Genomic DNA, 23,688 nt, shown 5'->3' with positions numbered 1-23,688 from the left:
CGACGCCGTGCAACGAATCTGTGCACCAGCCGCCGCATTCCGCCGGCCGCCATCGGAGGATGTCATGCCTGGGTATTCGTTGTTCGTCGCGCTGCATGTGCTGGCCGGGGTGGTCGCGCTGGCCGGCTTCTGGTCGGCGGCGCTGATGAAGAAGGGCTCGCCGCGGCATCGTGCGCTGGGCAAGGTGTACCTGCTGGCGATGGCGGCGATCGTCGCCACCGCGCTGCCGATCACCGTGGAGTACGCCTGGTTCCGCAAGCAGCCGCTGTCGGCGCTGTTCCTGGCCTACCTGATGGCCCTCACCGGCAACGCCGCCTGGCTGGCATGGCGCGCGGTCACCGACAAGCGCGACTGGAAGCGGCTGGTGGCGCGCGTCGGCTGGAAACTGGCGCTGTGGCCGGTGCTGCTGCTGGCGCTGGCCACGCTGGTGGTCGGCGTCCGCCATGGCCAGCTGCTGTTCCTGGGCTTCTCCACGATCGGCCTGTGGGTGGGCGGGCGCATGTGGAAGTTCGCCCGTCGCGGCCCGTCGCGCCCGGACTGGGCACTGCGCCAGCACTACCAGTCCATGCTGGGCGCGGGCATCGCCACCCACGTGGCGTTCCTTGGCATCGGCATGCGCCCGCTGTGGCAGTGGCTGCAGGCGCACGCCGCGGTGCCGCCGCTGCTGGTCGAGCTGTTCCCGTGGATGGCGCCGGTGGTGGTGGCGGTGGTCATCGGCCTCCGCCTGGACCGCAGGTACGGCCGCCGGACCATGCCCGCGCGGTGAGCCGCGGCGGGCGCCAGCTGCCAACGAAAACGCCGCCCGTGGGCGGCGCTTTGATGTGCATGTCCCGCGATGCGCCGCTCAGACGTCGCCGCCGTCGGCCCAGCCTTCGCCGCTGCCGCGCTGCAACACCCGGTCGCCGTCCTGCACGTCGCCGGCCGGCAGGTGCGGCTGGTCGGCGAGCCGTGCGTAGAGCGGGGTGAAATCCGGCTCGGTCGCCGCCATCAGCTGCTCGAAGCTGTCGATCACGAAGTAGGTCTTCTGGAAGGTGTCGATGCGGTAGCGGGTACGCATGATCCGCTCCAGATCGAAACCGATGCGGTTGGGCGCCGCCGACTCCAGCGAATACAGCGACTCGCCCTTGGACGAGACGATGCCGGCGCCGTAGATGCGCAGGCCGTCGGCGGTGTCGATCAGGCCGAACTCCACCGTGTACCAGTACAGGCGGGTGAGGTTCTGCAGCGCGTCCGGACCGATGGCGTGCGCCTTGACGCCGCCGCGGCCGTAGGCGGCCATGTAGTCGGCGAACACCGGGTTCATCAACAGCGGCACGTGGCCGAACAGGTCGTGGAACAGGTCCGGCTCGGCGATGTAGTCGATCTGGTCGGGGCGGCGGATCCACCACGTCACCGGGAACCGGCGGTTGGCCAGGTGCTCGAAGAAGTCCAGTTCCGGCAGCAGCCCCTCCACGCCCACCAGGGTCCAGCCGGTGGCCGCGCCCAGTACCTCGTTGAGCTGGTCGAAGCGCGGGATCATATGCTCGCTCATGCCCATCTCGTCCTGGGCATCGAGGAATTCGCGGCAGGCGCGGCCGACCAGCAGTTCGCGCTGGCGCCGGTACAGCGTGCTCCAGGTGGCGTGGTCGTCGGCGCTGTAGCCGTCCCACGGCTGCTCCACCACGGCGGTGGTGTAGACCGGCACATAGCCCTTGTCGGTCTGCTGGTGTTCTACGCGGCGCGGGGACGTGTCCATGGCGGCATTCCGGAAAGTGGATCGCCCTGATGGTAGAAATCCGGCCGCGCAACAGGTGTGCGAAATTGCGCTGGGCAAGCGGCATGGCGCAAGATTATTGCGTCGATTCAATGTTGCGGGGCAACAAAATGAACGCCATCTCCCTCGACCGCACCGATCTGCGCCTGCTGGCGGAGATCCAGCAGCAGGGTCGCGCCACCAATGCCGAACTGGCCACGCGGGTGAACCTCTCGCCGTCGGCCTGCCTGCGCCGGGTGCAGCGGCTGGAAGCGGACGGGGTGATCGCCGGCTACGGCGCGCGCCTGGAGCCGCGCGCCATCGGCCTGGGTCTGCAGGCGTTCGTGCGCGTGCAGTTGTCCAAGCACGGGCAGGCGGCGATCGGCCATTTCGTCGAGGCGGTGCAGTTGTGGGACGAAGTCGTGGCCTGCCATGCGCTCACCGGCGACATGGATTACCTGCTGCACATCTACGTGCGCGACCTGGACCACTTCTCGGCGTTCCTGCTCGACAAGCTGCTGGACGCCACCGGCGTGGCCGACGTCAATTCCAGCTTCGTGCTGCGTACCGTCAAGGAGTTCCGCGCGCTGCCGTTGTCGCAGCTCGGTCGCGGTTGACGCCGGCCGGCGCTGCCCGACGCACTGCGGCCGGGCGCCGGATCCACCGGTGATCGCCGTTGGCTTGATCGGCGTCATGGTGGTCGCGGGGGCCGGCGCCGACGATGGCGCCATCCCCACCCGGAGCACCTCCATGTCGATCCGCCTTGCTGCTGCCCTGCCTCTCCTGCTGGTCGCCGCCCCGGCGCTGGCGGCCGATGCCGGCGGAGCGCCGTTGCTGGACCTGCGCTACCGCTACGAGCATGTCGCGCAGGACGGCATCGCCCGCGACGCCGACGCCCACAGCGCCCGGCTGCGGCTGGGTTATCGCACCGCGCGCTGGCATGGCTGGTCGGCGCTGGGCGAGGTGGATGGCGTGGCCCACCTGGGCGGCGAACGCTTCAACGACACCCGCAACGGCCGCACCCGCTACCCGACCGTGGCCGACCCGGACTACGTCGAACTCAACCAGGCGCTGCTGCGCTACGACGGCGGCCACGGCAACGTGCAGCTGGGCCGCCAGCGCATCAACCTGGGCAACCAGCGCTTCGTCGGCGGCGTGGGCTGGCGCCAGAACGAGCAGACCTATGACGGCGCGATGATGGAACTGGCGCCGGCCGCGCGCTGGAAGCTGACCTACGCCTACGTGACCAACATCAACACCGTGTTCGGCCCGGACCAACCGCCGGCCCCCAGCCTCACCGCGCCGGCCAACATCCACGGCGACAGCCACCTGCTGCAGGCGCGGTTCGCGCCCGGCACGCAACTGGCGTTCACCGGCTATCACTACCGCCTGGACCTGGAGAACGTGGCGGTGGCCGCGGGCGCGCCGCGCGGCACGCTGTCGGCCGACACCACCGGCCTGCGCGTGCAGGGCAGCCACGGCGCCTTCGGCTACGTGCTGGAACATGCGCGCCAGGTCGATGGCCACGGCAACCCGTGGTCGCTGGACAGCCGCTACTGGCTGGGCGAGGCCAGCCATGCCGCCGGCGAGGTGAAAAGCACGCTCGGCTATGAAGTGCTCGGCGCCGGTGCAGGTGGCCCCGGCAATCGCGCGTTCCAGACGCCGCTGGCGACCAAGCACGCCTTCCAGGGGTGGGCCGACCAGTTCCTGACCACGCCCGCCGATGGCCTGCGCGATGCGTATGCGGGCGTGGTGGTGCCGTTGGCCGGCGGCAAGGCGCAGGCGTGGTACCACGATTTCCGCAGCGATCGCGGCAGCTACCGCTACGGGCACGAACTCAACCTGTCGTGGGAGCGCGCGGTGCCGCAGCTCAAGGGCCTGAGCGTGCTGCTCAAGGCCGCGCGCTACCGCAGCGCCGACGCCGTGCGTACCCGCGATGCCGACAAACTCTGGGTGCAGCTGCAGTACACGCGGTCCTAGCCGCGGCGTGCCGCGCTCAGCGCGCCGGCGCGGTGCAGCTGCCTTCCTTGCCGCGCAGCTTGTCCAGCCGCGAACGCCCGTCCAGACAGCGCTGGTAGGCCTCGGCCGCGGCGGCGCTGGCCCGCGCATCGGCGTTGCGTGCGCTGGCCGCGTGCGCCTGCTGCAGGCGGGCGACGCCGGCGCGGATCTGCGCCATCGCCGCCATGGCCGCTTTCTCGCCCTCGAGGATGGCGCGCCCGCGCTGTTCGAAATCGGCCGCGCCGATGTCCAGCACCTGCGGCCGGATCACCACGTCGGCACGCGCCAGCTCCTGCTCGCCCAGGCGCTGGCCCATGATCGCGATGGACTGGTTGACCGTGCCCAGCAGGCCGCTCGGGCGCTGCCCACTGGCCTTGCTGGAAATGTCCACGGCGATGACGAACTCGGCGCCGAGCTGGCGTGCGGCATCCACCGGCACCGGGCTGACCACGCCGCCATCGACGAACGTCTTGCCGCCGATGGTGACCGGTTCGAACACCCCCGGCACCGCGCTGGACGCGCGCACCGCCTGGCCGACGTTGCCACGCACGAACACCGCGCGCTCGCCGGTCTCCAGCTGCGTGGCCACCGCCGCGAACGGCTTCTTCAGCTGCTCGGCGGGCTTGTTGGCGACCTGCGCGTTGACGTAGTCCTGCAGCTTCTGGCCCTGGATCAGGCCGCCGGAGAACAGGCGCACGTCGCGGATGCTGGCCTGGTCCAGCGATACCGCCTTCTGCTGCATGTCGAAGGCATTCATGCCACTGGCGTACAGCGCGCCGACCACGCTGCCGGCACTGGTCCCTGACACCACCACCGGCTCGAAGCCGTTGGCTTCCAGCATCTTGATCACGCCGATATGGGCGAAGCCCTTGGCCGCGCCGCCGCCCAGCGCCACGCCGATCTTCACCGGCTTGGCCGCGGTGACCGGCCGGCCCGCGGCCGGCGCCGCGGGCTTCACGTTCTCGCCGCCGCACGCGGCCAGCAGGCCGGACAGCGAAAGGGACAGCAGCAGGCGGACGGTGCGCGGCTTCATGATGAACGGGTGGGGGCGTTGAAAAGGGCGCCAGCATAGCGCTTTGCGCCGGGCACGGGCCGCGCCGGCCGCGCGGCCGTTTAGGCGCCACTTCGTTGCCGCCGCGTGGTGGTGGTCAGGCGTCGCCGGTCAGCAGCACCAGGCTGGCCAGCGACATCAGCCAGAACAGGCCGCCCGGCACCAGCCAGAGCCAGTTGGCCAGCGTCAGCCGCGCATTCGCCGCGCCCGCGGGGTCGCCGCTGGCCAGGTTGGCCGCGCGCTGCGCGTGGACCATCGCCAGGGTGCCGCCGGCCAGGCTCAGTACGATCAGCCCGAAACCCGGCCCGAATGGCAGCACCGAATCGGGGAGGCGGCTGATGATGCGGCCGCTGATCGCCGAGACCACGAACAATGTGGCCCAGGCGCCGGGTGACCAGGCATGGCGGCTGCCGGAGCGTTGCAGCCGCTGGTCGATTTCGCGGTTCAGGCCGTGGGCGAAGAAGATCGAGAAGAGGGCGCGCGGGACCGGCCAGATGTCGAGCTTCCTGTCGAGCTTGTGCAGTTTCCAGTGACGCCAGAACCAGTACAGCGAATACAGCCCCAGGGTGGCGAACGAGAGCAGTACCAGCTTGGTGACGGACACCACGTAGAACGGCGGCAGGCGCGGCCGTTCCGTGGGAGCGGCGACCAGCGCCGCCCGTGGTGCCGCGTAGACATCGTCCTGCGCGTCCATGCCACCCCTCCATCCCTGCAGGTGATTGCGGCGAGTATGCGAGGGCGCGCGCACGCCGACAAGCGGCGCCGGCCCGCGCGCCGGTCTGTCCGGCCGCGGTGGCTCAGAACCGGTTGTCGCCGTCCAGGATGCGCCCCAGCCCGCCCAGCACCGAGCCCTCGCCGCGGCTCTGGCCGCCGCCCTGCGGTGCGGCCGCGTACATGCGCCCGGCCAGGCGCGAGAACGGCAGCGACTGCAGCCACACCTTGCCCGGTCCGGTGAGGGTGGCCAGGAATACGCCTTCGCCACCGAAGAACATGCTCTTCAGGCCGGCCACGCGGCGCACGTCCATGTCCACCCCGGCGTGGTAGGCGACCACGCAGCCGGTATCCACGTCGATGCGCTCGCCGGCGGCCAGCTCGCGTTCGACCACGCAGCCGCCGGCGTGCACGAACACCCAGCCGTCGCCCTCCAGCTTCTGCATGATGAACCCCTCGCCGCCGAACAGGCCGGTCATCACCTTGCGCTGCAGGTGCACCCCGACCTGCACCCCGCGCGCGCCGGCCAGGAAGCTGTCCTTCTGGCAGATCAGCTTGCCGCCGTGCTCGTCGAGCTTCATCGGCAGCACGGTACCCGGGTAGGGCGCGGCGAAGGCGACCCTGGCCTTGCCCTGGCCGCCGTGCGTGTAGAGCGTGGCGAACAGGCTCTCGCCGGTGATCACGCGCTTGCCCGCCGACAGCAGCTTGTCCATGAACCCGGTGCCCTCGCTTTCGTGGCGGCCGTCACCGAACACGGTATCCATGCGCACCGCGGCGTCCTTGTACATCAGCGCGCCGGCCTCGGCGATGGCGCTTTCGCCCGGGTCCAGCTCGATCTCCACGAACTGCATCTCGTGGCCGACGATGCGGAAGTCGATGTCATCGGCGCGATTGCGGCGCCCGCCGACCGGCGGCGGCATCGGCGGTGGCGAGGCCTGCCCGCCGAGCTCGGGCAGCGACCCGGCCGGCTGCCAGCCCTGCAGCCCCTCGCGCCAGGCCAGGGCGTCACGGTGCAGCTGGGCGTGGCGGCGGGCGGCCTCGTCGTCGAGCGGGCCGATACGGTCGGAGTGTCCGGGGGTGTGGAAGTACCACTGGCTCATGGGCGTGCCTGGCGGGAAGAAGACCGCCAGTCTATGACGCGCTGGCATGCGCAGGCACCTGCGGTCGCTCCACCGGCCGCTGGCCGGTCAGCGCGCGTGCAGCGCCTTGTGCAATACGTCCAGCAACTGGCCGTCGTCCAGCCGCTGTTCCCAGTACATGATGCCGCCGAGCCGGTTGCGCCTGACGTACGCGGCCTTGATCGCCAGCGACTGCGGGTCGTCGTAGGTGATCAGCTGGCGGGTGGCGGGGTTCCACAGCCACGGCGCCTGCGCCTGGGGATCCCAGTGGCGCTCCCAGCCCGGCGCGCCAAGGCGGCCGCGCACGATCTCGCGCCAGTCGATGAAGCCGCCTTCGCTGCCGTACTTCCGGTACAGCCCGGCGTCGACCGGCTCCACGTCGCCGAAGCGGCGGCCATAGAACGGCACGCCGACATTGATCTTGCCCGCCGGCACGCCGGCCTCCAGGAAGTAGCGCACCGCGCCTTCGGTGGTACGCGCGCCCGCCGGTGCCCGCGCCGAACGGGCCAGCCCGCTGTGGTGGCCGGTGGCCGGTGGTCGGGGTCAGGCTGCCGTGGAAGTCGTAGGTCATCAGGTTGATCCAGTCCAGCGAGCGGGCGATGCGCGGCAGTTCCAGGCCGTCGGCGAAGCGGCCCTCGGCGGCGGCGATGGTCAACAGGTAATGGCGCCTGCCGCCGCCTTCGCGGTCCAGGCGCGCGCGCAGCGCTTCCAGCAGCACGGTGAAATTGCGGCGGTCGTCCGGGCTGTGGCTGATGTCGGCGTCGCCCAGGGTCGGGTACTCCCAGTCGATGTCCAGGCCGTCCAGGTCGAAGCGGCGCAGCAGGGCGACGCCGCTGTCGATGAAGCGCGCACGCGCCGCTTCGGTGGCCGCGGCCTCGGAGAAGTTGCCGGCGCCCCAGCCGCCGATGGACAGCACGATCTTCAGCGCGGGGTTGTCGGCGCGATGCGCGACGAGCGCGTGCACGTGCGCCGGGTCGACCTTGTCGGGCAGGTACACGCTGCCATCGGGTGCGACCTTGGCGAAGGCGAAGTTGACCACGTCCAGCTGCGCGGCCGGCAGCCGCGGCGGCGTCGGACCGTCGGTCACGTAGCCGATCAGGCGGAAGGGCTGCGCCAGTGCGGTGGCGGCGAATGCGAGCAGCGCGGTCGCCAGCAGGGCACGCAGGCGGCGATGGGGTGCGGACATGGAAGGCCCCGGCATGGATCAGCGCCCCACTCTAGCCGCAACGGCGGACGCCGCCGCGTGCGGTAACGCCTGAAACCGTGTGAAGCGCGGCGGGGCGGGCGCACGCCGCCGGCCCTGCCCAGCCGCGCCCGGGTCAGCGCGCTTCGCGCAGATCGGTCGCCAGCGCCGCGGCTTCGGCGGCACAGTCGCGTGGCAGCGGTCGCGGGTGCCTGCGCGCGGCGGCGATTTCGCGCTTCGCCGCGTCCAGGTCGGCGCGGAACGCCGCGTTGTCGTGCAGGCGCGCGACCGTGGCCGCGGCCAACGCCTGGCCCTGCTGCACGTCGCTGTACCAGTGCACGTTGCACACCAGCCGGCTGTGGCCGTAGTTGCGGCCGCGCTCGAGCAGCGCGGTGGCTTGCCCGGGGGCGATCTCCGACAGGATCAACGCCCAGGCCCAGCCGATGGCGGTGTGCCCCGACGGATAGGAGCCGCTGCCGCGCAGGTGCGGTTCGTCGTCCGGGGTACAGGTCGGCTGGCCGTTGACCATGAACGGGCGTGGCCGCTGGTACCGGTTCTTGGCCGCGCGGGTGGCCGCGCTGGCGTCGATCAGGCTGCGCTGCAGCAGGCGGTACAGGGCCGGCGTGTGCGTGTCGTCGACGGCCACCCCCAGCGCGCAGCTGAACTGCCCGGCGCCGGCGGGAAAGCGCAGGTCGGCGTCGGCGCTGGCCTGGGTGAAGCGCGCGCTGTCGCGCAGTGCGATGGCCTCGCCGGCGACGGCGTCGTCCAGCGCCGCCCAGGCCGAGCCCGGCGCGGGCGGTGGCGGGCTCAGTGCCAGGCTGTCGGGAATCGCGTCCGCCTGCAGGTAACCGGTGGGCGCCGGTGCAGCCGGCGCGTCGTGGCCGGGGGCGTGCCGGGCAGGCGTACCGGCGCAGGCGGCGAGCGCGACGGCCAGGACGGTGACCGCGCCCAGGCGCAGCGCAAACGGGGAACGTGACATCAACGCGGGCATGATCGGCGGAACGGACCGGCATCATCGCACCGATGCCCCCGCCGACCTAGATGGCGCGGGCCCACGCGCTCAGCCGGCCGTCTTCCTCCTGCACCTCGATCGGGCCGCCGAACACCTCCGACAGCGGGCCCGCGCGCAGCAGCTCGCCGCGCGTGCCGTCGGCGAAAATGCGCCCGCCCTTCATCAGTACCACCCGCTGGATCTCGGGGATCACCTCCTCGATGTGGTGGGTGACCAGCACCAGGGTGATGCCCTGCCCGGCGAGGTGGCGGAGGCTGTCGATCAGGTGCTGGCGCGATACCAGGTCCAGGCCGGTGGACGGCTCGTCGAGCAGCAGTGCACGCGGCTGGTTGACCAATGCGCGGGCGATCAGCACGCGGCGGGTCTCGCCGGCGGAAAGTTCGGCGTAGCTGCGGCCGAGCAGCGGCAGGGCGCGCGCCAGTGCGAGCGCCTGGCGCGCGCGCTCGCGCATGCTGTCGGTGACGTCGCGGTGCGCCGGCACCACGTAACTGGCGAAGAAGCCGGAGATCACCGCCTCCTCCACCCCCAGCCCGGGCATGTCGGCCAGGTTGCCGGACAGGTCGCCGCTGACGATGCCCAGCTGCGCGCGCAGCCGGTCCACCTGCCAGCGGGTCTGGCCCAGCACCTTGACCGGCACATGGCCGTCGGCGCGCGCCAGCGGGTACAGCTCGCGGGTGATCAGCTTGATGAAGGAGGACTTTCCGCAGCCGTTGGGGCCGAGGATGGCGGTGTGCTGGCCCTGCTCGATGCGCAGGGCCAGGTCGTGCAGGACCCGAACCTGGCCGCGGACGACGCAGGCGTGGTCGAGCTCGATCAGGGGGGCCGCGGTGGCGGCGGTGGCGGTGGACATCGTTCAGGCGGGAGTGGGCGGGGGGCGGCGCAGCTGAAGGATTGGACCAAAGTCGGGCGCCGGGTGGATGAAGTTTGCCGCCGCAGGCCCCATCATGTGTATCCACAGTTTCATCCGCCACCGAACGGCCTGGAGTTCCGCGATGCCCGATACCCTCCTCGACTTCCTCACCGGCGGCGTCGCCGGCCTGGGCTGGTGGGGCATGCTGGCAGTGCTGCTGGTGTTCACCCAGCTCACCATCTTCGCGGTCACCCTGTACCTGCACCGCAGCCAGGCCCACCGCGGCGTGGACTTCCACCCGCTGGTCGCGCACTTCTTCCGCTTCTGGACCTGGCTGACCACCTCGATGATCACCCGCGAGTGGGTGGCCATCCATCGCAAGCACCACGCCAAGGTGGAAACCGACGAGGACCCGCACAGCCCGGTGACCAAGGGCATCGGCCGCGTGTTCTGGCGCGGCGTCGAGCTGTACCGCGAGGCCCGCACGATGCGCGCCGACATCGAGCAGTACGGCCGCGGCGCGCCCGAGGACTGGATCGAACGCCGGCTCTACACCCCGCACGCCAACCTCGGCCCGGTGGTGCTGTTCGCGCTGAACTTCGTGCTGTTCGGCCTGCCGGGCATCGCCCTGTGGGCGATCCAGATGGCATGGATCCCGTTCTGGGCCGCCGGCGTGGTCAACGGCCTGGGCCACTGGTGGGGTTACCGCAACTTCGAATCGGCCGACACCTCGACCAACCTGACGCCGTGGGCGTTCTGGATCGGCGGCGAGGAGCTGCACAACAACCACCACGCCTTCCCCAGTTCGGCGCGCTTCTCGATGCGCCGCTGGGAGTTCGACATCGGCTGGCAGGCGATCCGCCTGCTGCAGGCGCTGGGCCTGGCCAAGGTGCTGCGCGTGGCGCCGACCATGGACATCCGCCCGAACATCGCCGTGCCCGATACCGACACCCTCAAGGCACTGCTGTCGCACCGCTTCCAGGCGATGACCGATTACCAGCGCAACGTGTTCGCCCCGGCCCTGCGTGAAGAGGCGGCCGCCGCCGGCGCCAAGCTGCGCAAGATGCTGCCGCGGCGCATGCGCAAGGGCCTGGTCAATGACGGCCGCTGGCTCAAGCCGGCCTGCCGCGAGCAGCTGCAGCAGTGGGTGAGCCAGCGCCCGCGCATCCAGCTGCTGGTGGAGCACCGTGCGCGCCTGTCGGCACTGCTGGAGGCGCGCACCCATGACGCCGCCGAGCGCCTGCGCCACCTGCAGCAGTGGTGCCACGAGGCCGAGGCCAGCGGCGTGGCCGCGCTGCAGGCCTATGCGGCGCGGCTGAAGGGTTACTCGCTCAACGCGGCATGACCACCCGCGCCGCCGCACCGGGCCATGGGCGCCGCCCCGCGCGGCGCCTGCCGGCCCTGCTGGCGGCGCTGCTGCCCTGGGCCGCACCGGCACAGGTGCAGGACGCCGGCGACTACCTGCGGCGCATGGATCTGGATGGCGACGGCCGGGTCGCGCCGGACGAATACCTGCGATGGATGCGCTACGCCTTCGAGCGCATGGACCGCGACGGCAACGGCGTGCTGGAGCCGGCGGAACAGCCCGGCGGCCGCGGCCGGCCGATCACCCGCGACCAGCACGAGCAGGCGATCCTCGCCCGATTCCACCGGCAGGATGCCAACGGCGATGGCTTCCTGGATGCACGCGAGCTGATGGCGCCGCCGCGTTGACCGTGGCTCTCCCGGCCTGGCGGGGCCTGCCCGACAAGCGGCCATGCCGGGAACGCCCGGGCGCGGGGCAAGCCCGCCTCTGCCGTGGCCTGCCGCCTGCCTGGAGCGACAGCGCGGCGCGGTGGCGTGGTCCCACGCCTACAATGGCCGCCATGCCCGAACTGCCCGAAGTAGAAACCACCCGCCGCGGCCTGGAACCGCACCTGCAGGGGCGCCGCATCCATGGCGTGATCCTGCGCCGGCCGGACCTGCGCTGGCCGATTCCACCGGACATCGAGCGGGCGTTGCCCGGCCAGCGCATCGCCGCGATCCGCCGCCGCGCCAAGTACCTGCTGCTCGATACCGATGCCGGCAGCGCGCTGCTGCACCTGGGCATGTCCGGCAGCCTGCGCGTGCTGCCCGGCGACACCCCGGTGCGCGCGCACGACCACGTCGACATCAGCCTCGAGGACGGGCGCCTGCTGCGTTTCAACGACCCGCGCCGGTTTGGTTGCCTGCTGTGGCAGCCGCCGGGCCAGACCCACGAACTGCTGCGCGGGCTCGGCCCCGAGCCGCTGGACGCGGCGTTCGACGGCGACTACCTGTTCGCGCGCAGCCGCGGCCGCAGCGCACCGGTCAAGACCTTCCTGATGGACCAGCGCATCGTCGTCGGCGTCGGCAACATCTATGCCGCCGAAAGCCTGTTCATGGCCGGGATCAATCCGCTGCGCGAGGCCGGCAAGGTGTCGCGCGAGCGCTACCAGCGCCTGGCCACCGCGGTGAAGGACATCCTCGGCCATGCCATCACCCGCGGCGGCACCACCCTGCGCGATTTCATCAGTCCCGACGGCGCCCCCGGCTACTTCGAGCAGGAGTTGTCGGTGTACGGACGCGAAGGCCAGGCCTGCGTGCGCTGCGGGCGCCCGCTGCGCCATGCCAGCATCGGCCAGCGCGCCAGCGTGTGGTGCGGCCACTGCCAGCGCTGAGCGGCCGCGGCGGGCCGGCGCGTGGCCGGGCCGGCCTTCACCCGCGGCTTACCTTCGTTCACCCGCCGCTGCCTATCATCCGCCCACCCCTCACCGGACGACCGCATGGATCGACGCGACTTCCTCCAGCGCGCCTCGCTGGCCCTGGCCGCCTTCGGACTGCCGGCGCTGCCGGCCTGCGCCGCCGCCGAACGGCAGGTGGGCCTGCGTCGCATCGGCCAGCCGCAGCCGTTCGACTTCGCCGCGCTCAAGGGCCAGGCGCGCGCGCTGTCGCAGGCACCGTACCGCAGCCACAAGCGCACCCTGCCGCCGGAAGTGGAAGCGCTGGACTGGGACCAGTACCAGTCCATCCGCTACCGCCAGGACCACGCGCTGTGGGCCGACCAGCCCGGCAGGTTCCAGGCGAAGTTCTTCCACCTGGGCCTGTACTTCCATTCGCCGGTGCGCATGTTCGACGTGGTCGACGGCCAGGCGCAGGAGCTGGCCTACGACGGCGCCGCGTTCGATTACGGCAACAGCGGCATCCACGGCGGGCGGCTGCCGCCAGACCTGGGCTTCGCCGGCTTCCGCCTCAACACCCGCAGCGACACCGAGCGCGACTTCGCCGCGTTCCTGGGCGCCAGCTACTTCCGCGCGGTGGGCAAGGAGGGCCAGTACGGCCAGTCCGCGCGCGGACTGGCGATCGACACCGGTACCGGCAGGCCGGAGGAATTCCCTGATTTCATCGCCTACTACCTGGAACAGCCCGCGCGCGATTCGGACACCGTGGTCGTCTATGGCCTGCTGGATTCGCCGAGCGTGGCCGGCGCCTACCGCTTCGCCATCACCAACGGCGACGTGCTGCTGATGGACATCGACAGCGCGCTGTACCCGCGCCGCGAGATCGAGCGGCTGGGCATCGCCCCGTGCACCAGCATGTACCAGGTGGGCGAGAACGACCGCCGCATGGCCTGGGACTGGCGCCCGGAGATCCACGATACCGACGGCCTGTCGATGTGGAGCGGCGCCGGCGAGTGGATCTGGCGCCCGCTGTGCAACCCGGCGCAGCTGCGCTTCAACATGTTCGTGGACAACAACCCGCGCGGCTTCGGCCTGCTGCAGCGCGACCGCGATTTCGACCATTACCAGGACGACGGCGTGTTCTACGAGAAGCGCCCGTGCCTGTGGGTCGAGCCGAAGGGGCAATGGGGAGAGGGCTCGGTGCAGCTGGTGGAGATTCCCACCGTCGACGAGACCTTCGACAACATCGTCGCGTTCTGGAACCCGAAGCAGAAGCCGCAGCCGGGGCAGGAACTGCTGGTCGGCTACCGGCTGTACTGGGGCGCGCAACCGCCGGCGCGGCCGCCGCTGGGCTACTGCGTGGCCAGCCGCACCGGGCTGGGCGGGGTGATCGGCAAGAAGCGCGAGTATTTCTCCTGGCGCTTCGCGGTGGACTTCGAGGGCGGCGACCTGGCCAGCCTGATCGACAAGGCCGAGGTCGAGGCGGTGGTGCAAGCCAGCAGTGGCCGGGTGGAAGTGGTGTCGGCCCGGCCGCTGCGCGAGATCAACGGCTACCGCGCCATGTTCGACCTGGTGCCGCCCGACAACGGGACCGGGCAGATCGACATCCGCCTGTACCTGCGCAGCGGCGGCAAGGCCCTTACCGAGACCTGGCTGTACCAGTACAACCCGCCGCCGGCGGACCAGCGCACGCTGTACTGAGCCGCCGCGTCCCGGCATGTCCGGCAGTGTGCGGCCGGGGGCTGCGGCGCAACGGCCGGGCCGTCGGCCGGCACCGTGCACGCGCGCTGACCGGTGCATCGGCAGGCATCCGTTGACAGCATCGCCGGATCGCGCCTAAAACGGCCGACGGTCCGTCGCCGCCCGGGGAAGGCGCATGGCGCGAGGCGACCGTAGCGCAAGGGCCCTCCACGGCGCCGCAAGGGCGGACCTGGCGCGCCCGCGGTGACGACGACAACGAGATCGGGATGCCATGACGCAGAAAACCCGCTGGTCGCAGTTCGGTGTGCTCATCACGGTGTTTTTTTTCTGGGGCTTCGTCGCCGCCAGCAACGACATCCTGATCCCGGTCTTCCAGAAGGCCTTCAACCTCAGCCACGCGCAGAGCCAGCTGGTGTCGTTCGCGTTCTACATCGCCTACACGGTCGGCTCGCTGGCCTATTTCGGCGTCTCCCGGCTCGCGGGCCAGGACCTGCTCAACCGCATCGGCTACCGCAACGGCATCTGCCTGGGCCTGCTGGTGTCGGCACTGGGCACGCTGCTGTTCTATCCGGCGGCCAACAGCGGCTCGTTCGTGCTGATGCTGTCGGGCCTGTTCATCGTCGGCCTGGGGTTCTCGCTGCAGCAGATCGCGGCCAACCCGCTGGCCATCGTGATGGGCAATCCGGCCACCGGCGCGCAGCGCCTGACCCTGGCCGGTGGGGTCAACAACTTCGGCACCACCATCGGCCCGCTGCTGGTCAGCGTGGCGATCTTCGGCAGCGTGGCCAGCGGCAACACCGAAGCCAGCATCGAGAGCGTCAAGATGCCCTACCTGGTGCTGGGCGCGGCCTTCGTGCTGGTGGCGCTGTTCCTGAAATTCTCCTCGGTGCCCAACCATATCGACCTGGAGGGCGTCGCCCGCAGCGAGGCGCAGGACACCGCCAGCCTGGCGCACCGGTCCTCGGCGTTCGCCTACCCGCAGCTGCTGCTGGGCATGCTCGCGATCTTCCTCTACGTCGGGGTGGAAGTGTCCACCGGCGCGCACCTGCCGGCCTACATGCGCGAGCACCTGGGCGTGGACACGGCCGCGGTCGCGCCCTACGTGTCGCTGTACTGGGCCAGCCTGATGATCGGCCGCTGGACCGGCGCCGCCGGCGCGTTCGAGATTGCCGGCGGCGCCAGGCGCATGCTGACCCTGGTCCTGCCGTTCGTCGCCTTCGGCGTGTTCCTGGCGGTGAACGCGGCGCTGCGCCACGAGGTGGCGCAGTTCTACGGCTATGCCGGGGTGATCGTGGTGATGATCGCCGCCACCCTGCTCAGCCGCGGCAACCCGGCGCGGATGCTGCTGTACTTCGCCTTGTGCGGCATCGCCGCGCTGCTGGTGGGCATGGCCAGCGACGGCCGCACCAGCGCCATGGCCTTCATCAGCTCGGGCCTGTTCTGCAGCACCATGTGGCCGTGCGTGTTCGCACTGGCCATCGCCGGGCTCGGCCGCCATACCAACCAGGGCAGCAGCCTGCTGGTGATGATGATCATGGGCGGCGCGCTGGTGCCGCTGCTGCAGGGCGTGCTGGCCGACACCGCCGGCATCCACATGAGCTTCTGGGTGGGCGTGGCGTGCTTCGCCTACCTGGCGTTCTACGCGCTGCGCTCGGCCGCGATCCTGCGCCGCCAGGGCATCGACCTAGACCGGCTGGCCGCCGAAGGCGGGCATTGAGCCCGCCGCTGGCCAGCCGCCGCGCCGGCCGCGGATGCCGGCGCCACGGCCGTGCCGTCACAGGGGCAGCGGCGCCTGCATCGGTTCGATCCGGCCCTCGCCGCGGGTGATCTTCTTGAACTCGGCGCGGCTGACCGACACGTAGCGGTCGTTGCCACCGATCTCCACTTGCGGCCCGTCCTGCACCGCGAAGCCGTTCCCGTCCACGCGCACGGTCATGGTCGCCTTCTTGCCGCTGTGGCAGATGGTCTTGATCTCCTGCATCTCGTCGGCCCACGCCAGCAGGTACTGGCTGCCCTCGAACAGCTCGCCGCGGAAATCGGTGCGCAGGCCGTAGCACAGCACCGGGATGCGCAGCTGGTCCACCACCTCGCTCAGCTGCCACACCTGCGCCTTGGTCAGGAACTGCGCCTCGTCCACCAGCACGCAGCCCAGCCGCCCGTGCGCGGCGATGTCGCCTTCGACCAGGCGCTGCAGGTCGGTGTCGTGGTCGAAAGCGGTGGCCTCGGCCTGCAGACCGATCCGCGAGGCGACCACGCCGTGGCCGGCGCGGTGGTCCAGGCGCGGGGTCAGGATCGCCACGCGCATGCCGCGTTCGCGGTAGTTGTGCCCCGATTGCAGCAAAGTGGTGGTCTTCCCGGCGTTCATCGCCGAGTAGTAGAAGTAGAGCTTGGCCATGGGGCATTTTAGCCGGGCGCGTGGTCCAGGCGCGCACCGATATCGAGGGGCTCCCCCAAGGGCACCGGTTACCCGGAAACCGAGCTCAGCTCATGCCGACGGCTGCCGAAACCCGGGCGCGCAAGACGCAGGCGATTACGGCCTGTCCATGACCGGTCGGCCGACCCTGACCTGGGAGAAAAGTGTGGGACCAACACGCTCCTTCCAGTCCATGTCCTGTTGTCGAAAGTATTGCTGGGGTTGCCAGAGCGAAGAGTGATAGAACTTGCCGCCCGGAATACGTGTCGATGGGACGGCCGCCGCATCGTGAGAGGCCGATGGAGCCCCGCTTCCACCTTCCAGCAGAGGCCCCACGATGGTCACGCTGCCCCCGAAACCCGTGCGGCTTCCGGTCACTTCGCGCATGCCTCGCCGCAGCACCCTCGCCAGCTTCGGCCTGGCGACTTCGTCCCCGTAGCGTGTATATATCGAAGAGCCGGACGCCAGAGCCTGAGAGCGTTCTGCCGCAGTCAGGTTGGCCCAGTATTTTTCACGAAGCACTACGAGTTCCGGATAGCCCCGTTCGGCGGCCATATCCATCCATACGTAGGCCGTGGCGGGATCGCGGTGAAGTCCAAACCGGCCTTCCAGGTAGGCCTCGGCGATGATGGCCTGTGAGGGCTTGTCGGAATAGCTTGCTGCACGCAGAAGCGCCTTCATCCCCCTCTCGTGGTGGCCGCGTCCCAGAAGGTCCATGCCGAAATTCCGATACAGGATGTCCGGGTGGGACGACAGGAGCCCCGCAGCTACAAGATCCTGGTCGAATTCCTGTGGCACGCCCGACGACTGTGCGGTTGCGGCGCTGGTGGGTAAAACAGCGATACAGACGGCTGCAAGTAGCAACACCCCTACATTCCCTATTCTGCGCATACAGCCTCCGGATCCTTGGCTGTGGCGGAGCGTAGCACATGGATTCTCGCTAGAATCCATAACGATATCCCCCCCCATACCCATGCTGGACTCCCTCAATCCCCCCCAACGCGCGGCGGTGCTGCACACCCAAGGCCCCCTGCTGGTGCTGGCCGGCGCCGGCAGCGGCAAGACCCGGGTGATCGTGGAGAAGATCGCCCACCTGATCGGCAGTGGCCGCTACAGCGCCCGCCGCATCGCCGCGATCACCTTCACCAACAAGTCGGCCAAGGAAATGCGCGAGCGCGTGGCCAAGCGCCTGCACGGTGGGCAGGCCGAGGACGTGACCATCTGCACGTTCCACGCGCTGGGGCTGAAGTTCCTGCAGATCGAACACGCCGCGGTGGGGCTGAAGCGCGGGTTCTCGATCTTCGATGCCGACGATGCGGCCGCCCAGGTCAAGGACCTGCTCGGCGGCGGCAATGCCAAGCCCGACGACATCGAGGACATGAAGAACCTGATTTCGCGGGCCAAGAACAGCGGCCTGTCGCCGGAACAGGCGATGGCCGCCGCGCGCAGCAACCGCGAGAAGGACGCGGCGATGGTCTACGCGCTGTACCAGGCGCGGCTGACCGCCTTCAACGCGGTCGATTTCGACGACCTGATCCGGTTGCCGGTGCAGGTGCTGGAAGAGAACCCGGACATCGCCCTGGCCTGGCGCGAACGCATCGGCTACCTGCTGGTGGACGAGTGCCAGGACACCAACGATGCCCAGTACCGGCTGCTCAAGCAGCTGGCCGGCCCGGCCGGCAACTTCACCTGCGTGGGCGACGACGACCAGTCGATCTACGCCTGGCGTGGCGCCAACCCCGAGAACCTGCAGAACATGGCGCTGGAATACCCGTCGCTGCAGATCATCAAGCTCGAACAGAACTACCGTTGTTCCAACCGCGTGCTGCGCGCGGCCAACGCGCTGATCGCGCACAACCCGCACGAGCACCTGAAGACGCTGTGGTCCGACCAGGCCGACGGCGAGCGCATCCGCGTGTGGGAATGCCGCAACAGCGAGCACGAAGCGGAAAAGGTGGCCGCCGAGATCCAGTTCATCGCCACCAGCCGGCGCGTGCCCTGGAGCGATTTCTGCATCCTGTTCCGCGGCAACTTCCAGAGCCGGCCACTGGAAAAGGCGCTGCAGATGGTCGGGGTGCCCTACCACCTGACCGGCGGCACCGTGTTCCTGGAACGGCAGGAAGTGAAGGACACCCTGGCCTGGCTGCGGCTGCTGGTGAACCCCGACGACGACACCGCGTTCATGCGCGCGGTGCAGGCGCCCAAGCGCGACGTCGGCGCCGGTACCCTGGCCAAGCTGGCGGAGCTGGCATCGGACAAGGGCATGTCGATGGCGCAGGCCGCCGAGGCGATGGGCGCGCTGGCGCAGTTGCCGCCGCGCGCGGCCAACAGCCTGAGCCGCTTCACCGACATCCTGCGCGCGCTGCGCATGGACATGCGGCAGATGTCCTCCGGCGACCTGGTGCGGCGCGTGGCCAAGGATTCGGGCCTGCTGGCCGAGCTGCGCCACCAGGCCAAGGACACCGCCGGCTACGAGCGCCGCGCCGCCAACCTCGAGGAGCTGGCCTCGTGGTTCGAGAACGGCCCGCGTGGCGCCAGTGCCGCGGACATGGCCGCGCAGCTGGCGCTGATCTCGCGCAGCGACAAGGACGACGGCGGCAACCAGGTGCGGATGATGACCCTGCACGCCTCCAAGGGCCTGGAGTTCCCGTATGTGTTCATCGTCGGCTGCGAGGACGGCGTGCTGCCGCACCAGGTCAGCCTCGACGAGGGCAACCTGCAGGAAGAGCGGCGCCTGCTGTACGTGGGCATCACCCGCGCCAAGATCCAGCTGTGGATGAGCTACAGCCGCCTGACCCGCAAGTTCGGCGAGCACGTGCGGCTCAAGCCCAGCCGCTTCTTCGACGAGCTGCCGGCGGCCGAGATCCAGCGCGACGGCGCCGACCCGGTGGCCGACGCCGCGCACAAGAAGGAACGCGCGCAGGCCGGGTTGGCGGCGATCCAGGCGCTGTTCGACTAGCCGCCGGCGGACGCTTGCGCCCACGCCTGCGTGGAGCGACCCTGCATGCAACGACCGCGGCGGGCCAGGCAATGCTGATAGAAACCGAACGACTGCGCCTGCGCCTGCTGCGCGACGACGACGGCGATGCCGCGGCGATGCTGGAGCTGCTCAACGAGCCGGGCTTCCACCGCTACATCGGCGACCGCGGGGTGCGGACCCTGGAACAGGCGCGGGACTGCATCCGCAACGGGCCGATGGTGAGCTACGAACGGCACGGCTACGGCATGTACGCGGTCGAGCGGCGCAGCGACGGCGCCTGGCTGGGCAATGCCGGGCTGGTGCACCGCGCCGCGCTGCCGCATGCCGATCTCGGCTACGCCCTGCTCGCGCGGCATACCGGCCAGGGCTATGCGCTGGAGGCGGCGCGGGCGGTGCTGGGCCATGCACGCGCTGTGCTGCGGCTGGGGGCGCTGTGCGCGATCGTGACGCCGGGCAACGCGCGGTCGGTCGCATTGCTGGAAAAGCTTGGATTCCAGGCCAACGGCAGCGTGCGCCTGCCCGGCAAGGACGAGGACCTGCTGCTGTTCCTCAACACGCCGGCGACGGGCTAGCTGTGTAAACCCAGCAGGTTGTTCAGTGGTATGCGGGAGATGGGTGGTTTGTAGCCAAGACTGGCGTGAGGGCGGTGCCAGTTGTAGTGGTGCAACCAGCCATGGAGGGCATCGGCGCGCTGCCCGGAGTTGTCATAGGCGCGGGCATAGGCCCATTCGCGCAGGCTGGTCTGCACCAGACGTTCGGCCTTGCCGTTGGTGCGGGGCGTATAGGGACGCGTGCGCAGGTGGCGCAGGCCGAGCCGACGGACCAGGCGCTGGAAGCGGCGCGACCTGTAGCAGGTGCCATTGTCGGTCAACACCCGCTCGAAGCACACGCCCAGGCTGCGGTAGTAGCGCACCGTACGGATCAGGGCCTTGCAGGCACTGGTCCCGCGCTCGTCCGGCTCGATGGAGGCGAAGGCCACGCGCGAGTGATCGTCGATGGCCAGGTGGACGTATTCCCAGCCGATGCCCCGGTGCCGGCGCGACCGGTCGCCGGTGACACGGTGGCCGGGGGAACCGATCCGCCCCAGCTTCTTGATATCCAGATGCAGCAGTTGGCCCGGCAGGGCGTATTCGTAGCGGTTGTGCGGCAGCGCCGGTTCCAGTTCGGCCAGCCGATGCAGGCCGGCGCGGCGCAGCACCCGGGCGATGGTGCTTGGCGCCACGGACAGGCGCTGGGCAATCTGGCGATAGGTCTGGCATGAGCGGCGCTGCTCCAGCACCTGCGCCACGATCACCGGGGATAGGGCGTGGGGACTGGAATGCGGTCGGGAGCTGCGGTCCGTCAAACCATCCGGACCCTCCTCCCGGTAGCGCTTGAGCCACTTATAGGCCGTGCGTACGCTCACGCCGGCCGCGTGGGCGGCCTCTTCAATGCGCAGGCCCTGCACCAGGATGCGGTCCACAAGCAGGGCTCGACCGCGTGGGCTCAAACGGGCATGTTTATGCAGGTTCATCCGGGGCTCCTGGGGGCTGGTTGGCTTCGTAACCCCCATCTTCCAGCGATGCCCCGGATGAACAACCTACTGAGAGATCACAGCTAGCCCGGGCCGCACCTGGGACGTGCCCGGGCGGCGGGGCGCGCCTGCCGGAGGCATGGCCGCGGCATGCATCGCGGCGCGGCGGTGGGCCTTGGCCGCTGGCGGGGCGTCCACGGTGATGCCCCTGCGGGGCAAGCCCCGCAGCTACGTTGGCTCAACCGTTCCGGGCAATGCCCTCTGTGGGGCAGGCCCCGCAGCTACGTTGGTTCAATCGTCCAGCCGGGACTGCAGCTGCGCCAGCTGTTCCTGCAGCGCCGCCACGGTGGCTTCGAGCTGCGCCACGCGGTCCTCCAGCGCGCCGTTGTCCGCCGCCGCACCCGCGGGTGCGCGGAACTGCGCCGCCAGCGCGTCCACGTCCACCGGGCCGCCGAGCAGGTGCATGTAGCGGTCCTCGCGCTGGCCGGCCGCGCGTGGCAGCTGCACCGCCAGCCCCCGCTGGATCAGGCGCCCGAGCTGGTGGCGCAGGTCCTCGGCGTCGGCGAACTTCGCCATCCGCTCGCTGCGCGTGGCCAGCTCGCCGGCGGTCTGCGGGCCGCGCAGCAACAGCAGGCCCAGCAGCGCGACCTGCTGCCGTGGCAGGTCCAGCTTGCCGCCAAGCAGGTGTTCATAGCGTTCGGCGCGCGCGGAGAAATGCTGGCGGGCCAGGCCCATCGCTTCCAGCTGGCGCAGGGCGTGCTGCACGGTACCCGCATCCAGGTTCATCACCGGGTCGCGCGCGGTCTTCTGGTTGGCCGCGGTCTGCGCGGCGTTGACGGTCAGCGGGTAGGTCTCGGGCGTGGTCGCTTCCTTCTCGACCAGGCAGCCGAGCACGCGCATCTGCGCGGCGTCGAGCACGGGTACGGGCAAGGGGGCAGGGGTGTCGGTCATCGTGTCGGCATCCGGTCGCGCGAGGGGGCGCAAGCATAGCCGAGGGCACGTCGCCGACGCCGGGCGGGTGGCGAGCCGGTAAACTTGCCGGGTTTTCGTTCTGTCCGGTAGCCGTGCCCATGTCCCGAATCCGCCACTCCCTCCTGCTCGCCGGCGCGCTGCTGTCGCTGGCCGCGTGCAGCACGTCCCGGCCCCTGGTCCACGGCGAGCCCGCCGTCCCGGCGCCGCTGGCGGCCGCCAGCGATGGCCCCAATGACAACCTGAACGCGGTGCTGTGGGTGCAGCGCTCGCAGGAATACCGCGCCAACGCCCTGCAGACCTGGCGCGCCGCCGCCGCGCAGCTGGACCGCGCGCTCGCCGATCCGTCCTGGACCGCGCTGCTGCCGCAGGAAGGCGGCAGCCAGCAGTCGCCCGGGCTGAAGCCGGCGGTGGTGGTGGACGTGGACGAAACCGTGCTGGACAACTCGCCCTACCAGGCGCGGCTGGTGCGCAACGGCGGCAGCTACGACGACGTCAGCTGGGACGCCTGGGTGTCCGAAGGCAAGGCCGGCGCGCTGCCGGGCGCGGTCGAGTTCGCGCAGGCCGCGGCGGCCAAGGGCGTGACCATGATCTACGTCACCAACCGCACCGAGCACATGAAGGACGTCACCCTGGCCAACCTGCGCCGGCTGGGCTTCCCGGTGGCCGGCGACGACGTCTACCTGGGCCTGGACAAGTACGTGCCCGGCTGCGAGCAGGAAGGCAGCGAGAAGGCCTGCCGCCGCCAGCTGGTGGCGCGGCAGTACCGGGTGCTGATGCAGTTCGGCGACCAGCTCAGCGACTTCGCCGCGATCGGGGTCAACACCCAGGCCGGCCGCGATGCGCTGCTGCAGGCCCACCAGGGCTGGTTCGGGCAGCGCTGGTGGATGCTGTCCAATCCCACCTATGGCGGCTGGGAGCCGGCGCAGTTCAACAATGCCTGGTCGTTGCCCGAAGCCGAGCGCCGCACCGCCAAGCGCGCCGCGCTGGAGCTGGCCCAATGAGCCGCGGGCCGCTGCCGCTGCGCACCGACGAGCGCCTGATCTTCGCGCTGGACGTGCCTGGGCGCGCCGAGGCCATCGACTGGGTCGAGCGGCTGGGCGATGCGGTGTCGTTCTACAAGATCGGCATGGAACTGCTGGCTTCGGGCGAGTACTTCGCCGTGCTGGACGAACTGGCCAGGCGCGACAAGCGCGTGTTCGTGGACCTGAAGTTCTTCGATATTCCGGCCACCGTCGCCGGCGTCATCCGGCGGCTGTCGCAGTGGCCGGTGAGCTACTGCACGATCCACGGCTGGCATCCGGCGATGATGCAGGCCGCCGTCGCGGCCAACACCTCGGACATGCGCCTGCTGGCGGTGACCGTGCTGACCTCGATGGGCCGCCCCGACCTGGCGCAGATGGGCATCGACCGCGAGCCGGTGGACGTGGTGGTGGAACGCGCGCTGGCCGCGCAGCGCGCCGGCATCGACGGCGTGATCGCCTCCGGCCAGGAGGCCGCGCCGATCCGCGCCGCCACCGGCCGTGGTTTCTCCATCGTCTGCCCGGGCATCCGTCCCGGCGGCCCGGTGGGTGACGACCAGCAGCGCACCGTCGGCGTGGACCAGGCGTTCGCCGATGGCGCCGACGCCATCGTCGTCGGCCGGCCGATCCGGCTGGCGCCGGATCCGCGCGCCGCAGCCCAGGCCATGCAGCGCGAGATTGCGGATTTCTTCAATTGAAAATCAATGAGTTAAGTATTGATTTATGAAGTGTTGCATTAACTGAAGCGGGCGCGTAG

23 protein-coding genes and 1 pseudogene are annotated in these 23,688 nt (G+C 70.4%); 12 read left to right on the top strand and 12 right to left on the bottom strand.

Annotation, left to right across the window (positions count from 1 at the left end):
* Positions 1-64 precede the first annotated feature (64 nt).
* A complete protein-coding gene (locus ACJ7VY_RS16320; protein ID WP_313255967.1) occupies positions 65-766 on the top strand; it encodes a hypothetical protein in 702 nt (233 codons plus the stop codon).
* Positions 767-844: 78 nt separating this feature from the next.
* Here ACJ7VY_RS16320 and phhA read toward each other — a convergent pair whose 3' ends face one another.
* The gene (gene phhA / locus ACJ7VY_RS16315) at positions 845-1,735 is read right to left on the bottom strand and encodes a phenylalanine 4-monooxygenase (protein WP_313255966.1); all 891 of its coding nucleotides are present in this window, start codon (positions 1,733-1,735) and stop codon (positions 845-847) included.
* A 128-nt stretch (positions 1,736-1,863) separates the two neighbouring features.
* On the opposite strand from phhA, the gene ACJ7VY_RS16310 reads away from it, so the two are divergent.
* The gene (locus ACJ7VY_RS16310; protein WP_161614570.1) at positions 1,864-2,349 is read left to right on the top strand and encodes an Lrp/AsnC family transcriptional regulator; all 486 of its coding nucleotides are present in this window, start codon (positions 1,864-1,866) and stop codon (positions 2,347-2,349) included.
* A 133-nt stretch (positions 2,350-2,482) separates the two neighbouring features.
* Complete coding sequence (locus tag ACJ7VY_RS16305; protein WP_313255964.1) at positions 2,483-3,712, top strand: alginate export family protein; 1,230 nt, start codon at positions 2,483-2,485, stop codon at positions 3,710-3,712.
* 16 nt (positions 3,713-3,728) lie between these two features.
* Here the strand turns inward: ACJ7VY_RS16305 and ACJ7VY_RS16300 are convergent, their stop codons facing one another.
* The 7 genes and pseudogenes from ACJ7VY_RS16300 to ACJ7VY_RS16270 form a co-directional block, all read right to left on the bottom strand.
* The gene (locus tag ACJ7VY_RS16300; protein WP_313255963.1) at positions 3,729-4,763 is read right to left on the bottom strand and encodes a patatin-like phospholipase family protein; all 1,035 of its coding nucleotides are present in this window, start codon (positions 4,761-4,763) and stop codon (positions 3,729-3,731) included.
* 115 nt (positions 4,764-4,878) lie between these two features.
* Positions 4,879-5,475, bottom strand: a complete 597-nt coding sequence (locus ACJ7VY_RS16295) for a hypothetical protein (RefSeq protein ID WP_312344813.1) — start codon at positions 5,473-5,475, stop codon at positions 4,879-4,881.
* A gap of 103 nt (positions 5,476-5,578) precedes the next feature.
* Complete coding sequence (locus tag ACJ7VY_RS16290; protein ID WP_313255961.1) at positions 5,579-6,592, bottom strand: TIGR00266 family protein; 1,014 nt, start codon at positions 6,590-6,592, stop codon at positions 5,579-5,581.
* An 87-nt stretch (positions 6,593-6,679) separates the two neighbouring features.
* Entirely contained in the window at positions 6,680-7,120 is a 441-nt protein-coding gene (locus ACJ7VY_RS16285; protein ID WP_409476834.1) for a glycosyl hydrolase family 18 protein, read from the bottom strand.
* 88 nt (positions 7,121-7,208) lie between these two features.
* A pseudogene (locus tag ACJ7VY_RS16280) lies at positions 7,209-7,796 on the bottom strand (glycosyl hydrolase family 18 protein); the annotation flags it as partial.
* 133 nt (positions 7,797-7,929) lie between these two features.
* Entirely contained in the window at positions 7,930-8,772 is an 843-nt protein-coding gene (locus tag ACJ7VY_RS16275) for a phosphatase PAP2 family protein (RefSeq protein ID WP_313255959.1), read from the bottom strand.
* A 58-nt stretch (positions 8,773-8,830) separates the two neighbouring features.
* Positions 8,831-9,655, bottom strand: a complete 825-nt coding sequence (locus tag ACJ7VY_RS16270) for an ATP-binding cassette domain-containing protein (protein WP_313255958.1) — start codon at positions 9,653-9,655, stop codon at positions 8,831-8,833.
* A gap of 142 nt (positions 9,656-9,797) precedes the next feature.
* Between ACJ7VY_RS16270 and ACJ7VY_RS16265 the strand changes: the two genes are divergently transcribed.
* The 5 genes from ACJ7VY_RS16265 to ACJ7VY_RS16245 all read left to right on the top strand — a co-directional run bounded on the left by ACJ7VY_RS16265 (position 9,798) and on the right by ACJ7VY_RS16245 (position 15,751).
* Positions 9,798-11,000, top strand: coding sequence for an acyl-CoA desaturase (locus ACJ7VY_RS16265; protein WP_104940013.1), 1,203 nt, complete (start codon positions 9,798-9,800; stop codon positions 10,998-11,000).
* Complete coding sequence (locus ACJ7VY_RS16260) at positions 10,997-11,368, top strand: hypothetical protein (protein ID WP_104940012.1); 372 nt, start codon at positions 10,997-10,999, stop codon at positions 11,366-11,368. The genes ACJ7VY_RS16265 and ACJ7VY_RS16260 overlap by 4 nt, the downstream gene beginning before the upstream one ends.
* A 152-nt stretch (positions 11,369-11,520) precedes the next feature.
* A complete protein-coding gene (gene mutM / locus ACJ7VY_RS16255; RefSeq protein WP_293758913.1) occupies positions 11,521-12,333 on the top strand; it encodes a bifunctional DNA-formamidopyrimidine glycosylase/DNA-(apurinic or apyrimidinic site) lyase in 813 nt (270 codons plus the stop codon).
* Positions 12,334-12,438: 105 nt separating this feature from the next.
* On the top strand, positions 12,439-14,034 hold the full coding sequence (locus ACJ7VY_RS16250) for a glucan biosynthesis protein D (RefSeq protein WP_313247993.1): 1,596 nt from the start codon (positions 12,439-12,441) through the stop codon (positions 14,032-14,034).
* Positions 14,035-14,305: 271 nt separating this feature from the next.
* Complete coding sequence (locus ACJ7VY_RS16245; protein WP_240213066.1) at positions 14,306-15,751, top strand: MFS transporter; 1,446 nt, start codon at positions 14,306-14,308, stop codon at positions 15,749-15,751.
* A gap of 57 nt (positions 15,752-15,808) precedes the next feature.
* Here ACJ7VY_RS16245 and ACJ7VY_RS16240 read toward each other — a convergent pair whose 3' ends face one another.
* Positions 15,809-16,429, bottom strand: coding sequence for a thymidine kinase (locus ACJ7VY_RS16240; protein WP_409476066.1), 621 nt, complete (start codon positions 16,427-16,429; stop codon positions 15,809-15,811).
* Positions 16,430-16,564: 135 nt separating this feature from the next.
* Positions 16,565-17,314, bottom strand: a complete 750-nt coding sequence (locus tag ACJ7VY_RS16235) for a hypothetical protein (RefSeq protein ID WP_313247995.1) — start codon at positions 17,312-17,314, stop codon at positions 16,565-16,567.
* Positions 17,315-17,423: 109 nt separating this feature from the next.
* On the opposite strand from ACJ7VY_RS16235, the gene ACJ7VY_RS16230 reads away from it, so the two are divergent.
* Together ACJ7VY_RS16230 and ACJ7VY_RS16225 are read left to right on the top strand one after the other, a co-directional pair.
* Positions 17,424-19,406 (top strand): UvrD-helicase domain-containing protein, encoded by a 1,983-nt coding sequence (locus ACJ7VY_RS16230; RefSeq protein WP_313256065.1) that lies wholly within the window; start codon positions 17,424-17,426, stop codon positions 19,404-19,406.
* Positions 19,407-19,477: 71 nt separating this feature from the next.
* The gene (locus ACJ7VY_RS16225) at positions 19,478-19,999 is read left to right on the top strand and encodes a GNAT family N-acetyltransferase (protein WP_104940007.1); all 522 of its coding nucleotides are present in this window, start codon (positions 19,478-19,480) and stop codon (positions 19,997-19,999) included.
* Here ACJ7VY_RS16225 and ACJ7VY_RS16220 read toward each other — a convergent pair.
* Both ACJ7VY_RS16220 and ACJ7VY_RS16215 read right to left on the bottom strand, forming a co-directional pair.
* Positions 19,996-20,940: an IS481 family transposase gene (locus ACJ7VY_RS16220; protein WP_313255955.1), complete on the bottom strand. Its 945-nt coding sequence runs from the start codon at positions 20,938-20,940 to the stop codon at positions 19,996-19,998. The two genes, ACJ7VY_RS16225 and ACJ7VY_RS16220, sit on opposite strands and share 4 nt — an antisense overlap.
* A 291-nt stretch (positions 20,941-21,231) precedes the next feature.
* Positions 21,232-21,891, bottom strand: a complete 660-nt coding sequence (locus ACJ7VY_RS16215) for a YceH family protein (RefSeq protein WP_161614581.1) — start codon at positions 21,889-21,891, stop codon at positions 21,232-21,234.
* A 119-nt stretch (positions 21,892-22,010) separates the two neighbouring features.
* Here ACJ7VY_RS16215 and ACJ7VY_RS16210 point away from each other — a divergent pair, with 119 nt between their 5' ends.
* Entirely contained in the window at positions 22,011-22,913 is a 903-nt protein-coding gene (locus tag ACJ7VY_RS16210; RefSeq protein ID WP_409476065.1) for a 5'-nucleotidase, lipoprotein e(P4) family, read from the top strand.
* Positions 22,910-23,629, top strand: coding sequence for an orotidine-5'-phosphate decarboxylase (gene pyrF, locus ACJ7VY_RS16205; RefSeq protein ID WP_054668457.1), 720 nt, complete (start codon positions 22,910-22,912; stop codon positions 23,627-23,629). Before ACJ7VY_RS16210 ends, pyrF begins: the two co-directional genes overlap by 4 nt.
* Positions 23,630-23,688: the final 59 nt, after the last annotated feature.

Source organism: Stenotrophomonas sp. Y-13 (assembly GCF_046267925.1).
In the GTDB taxonomy this organism is placed as follows: Bacteria; Pseudomonadota; Gammaproteobacteria; order Xanthomonadales; family Xanthomonadaceae; genus Stenotrophomonas; species Stenotrophomonas acidaminiphila_A.
This window is presented reverse-complemented; position numbering and strand designations above follow the sequence as displayed.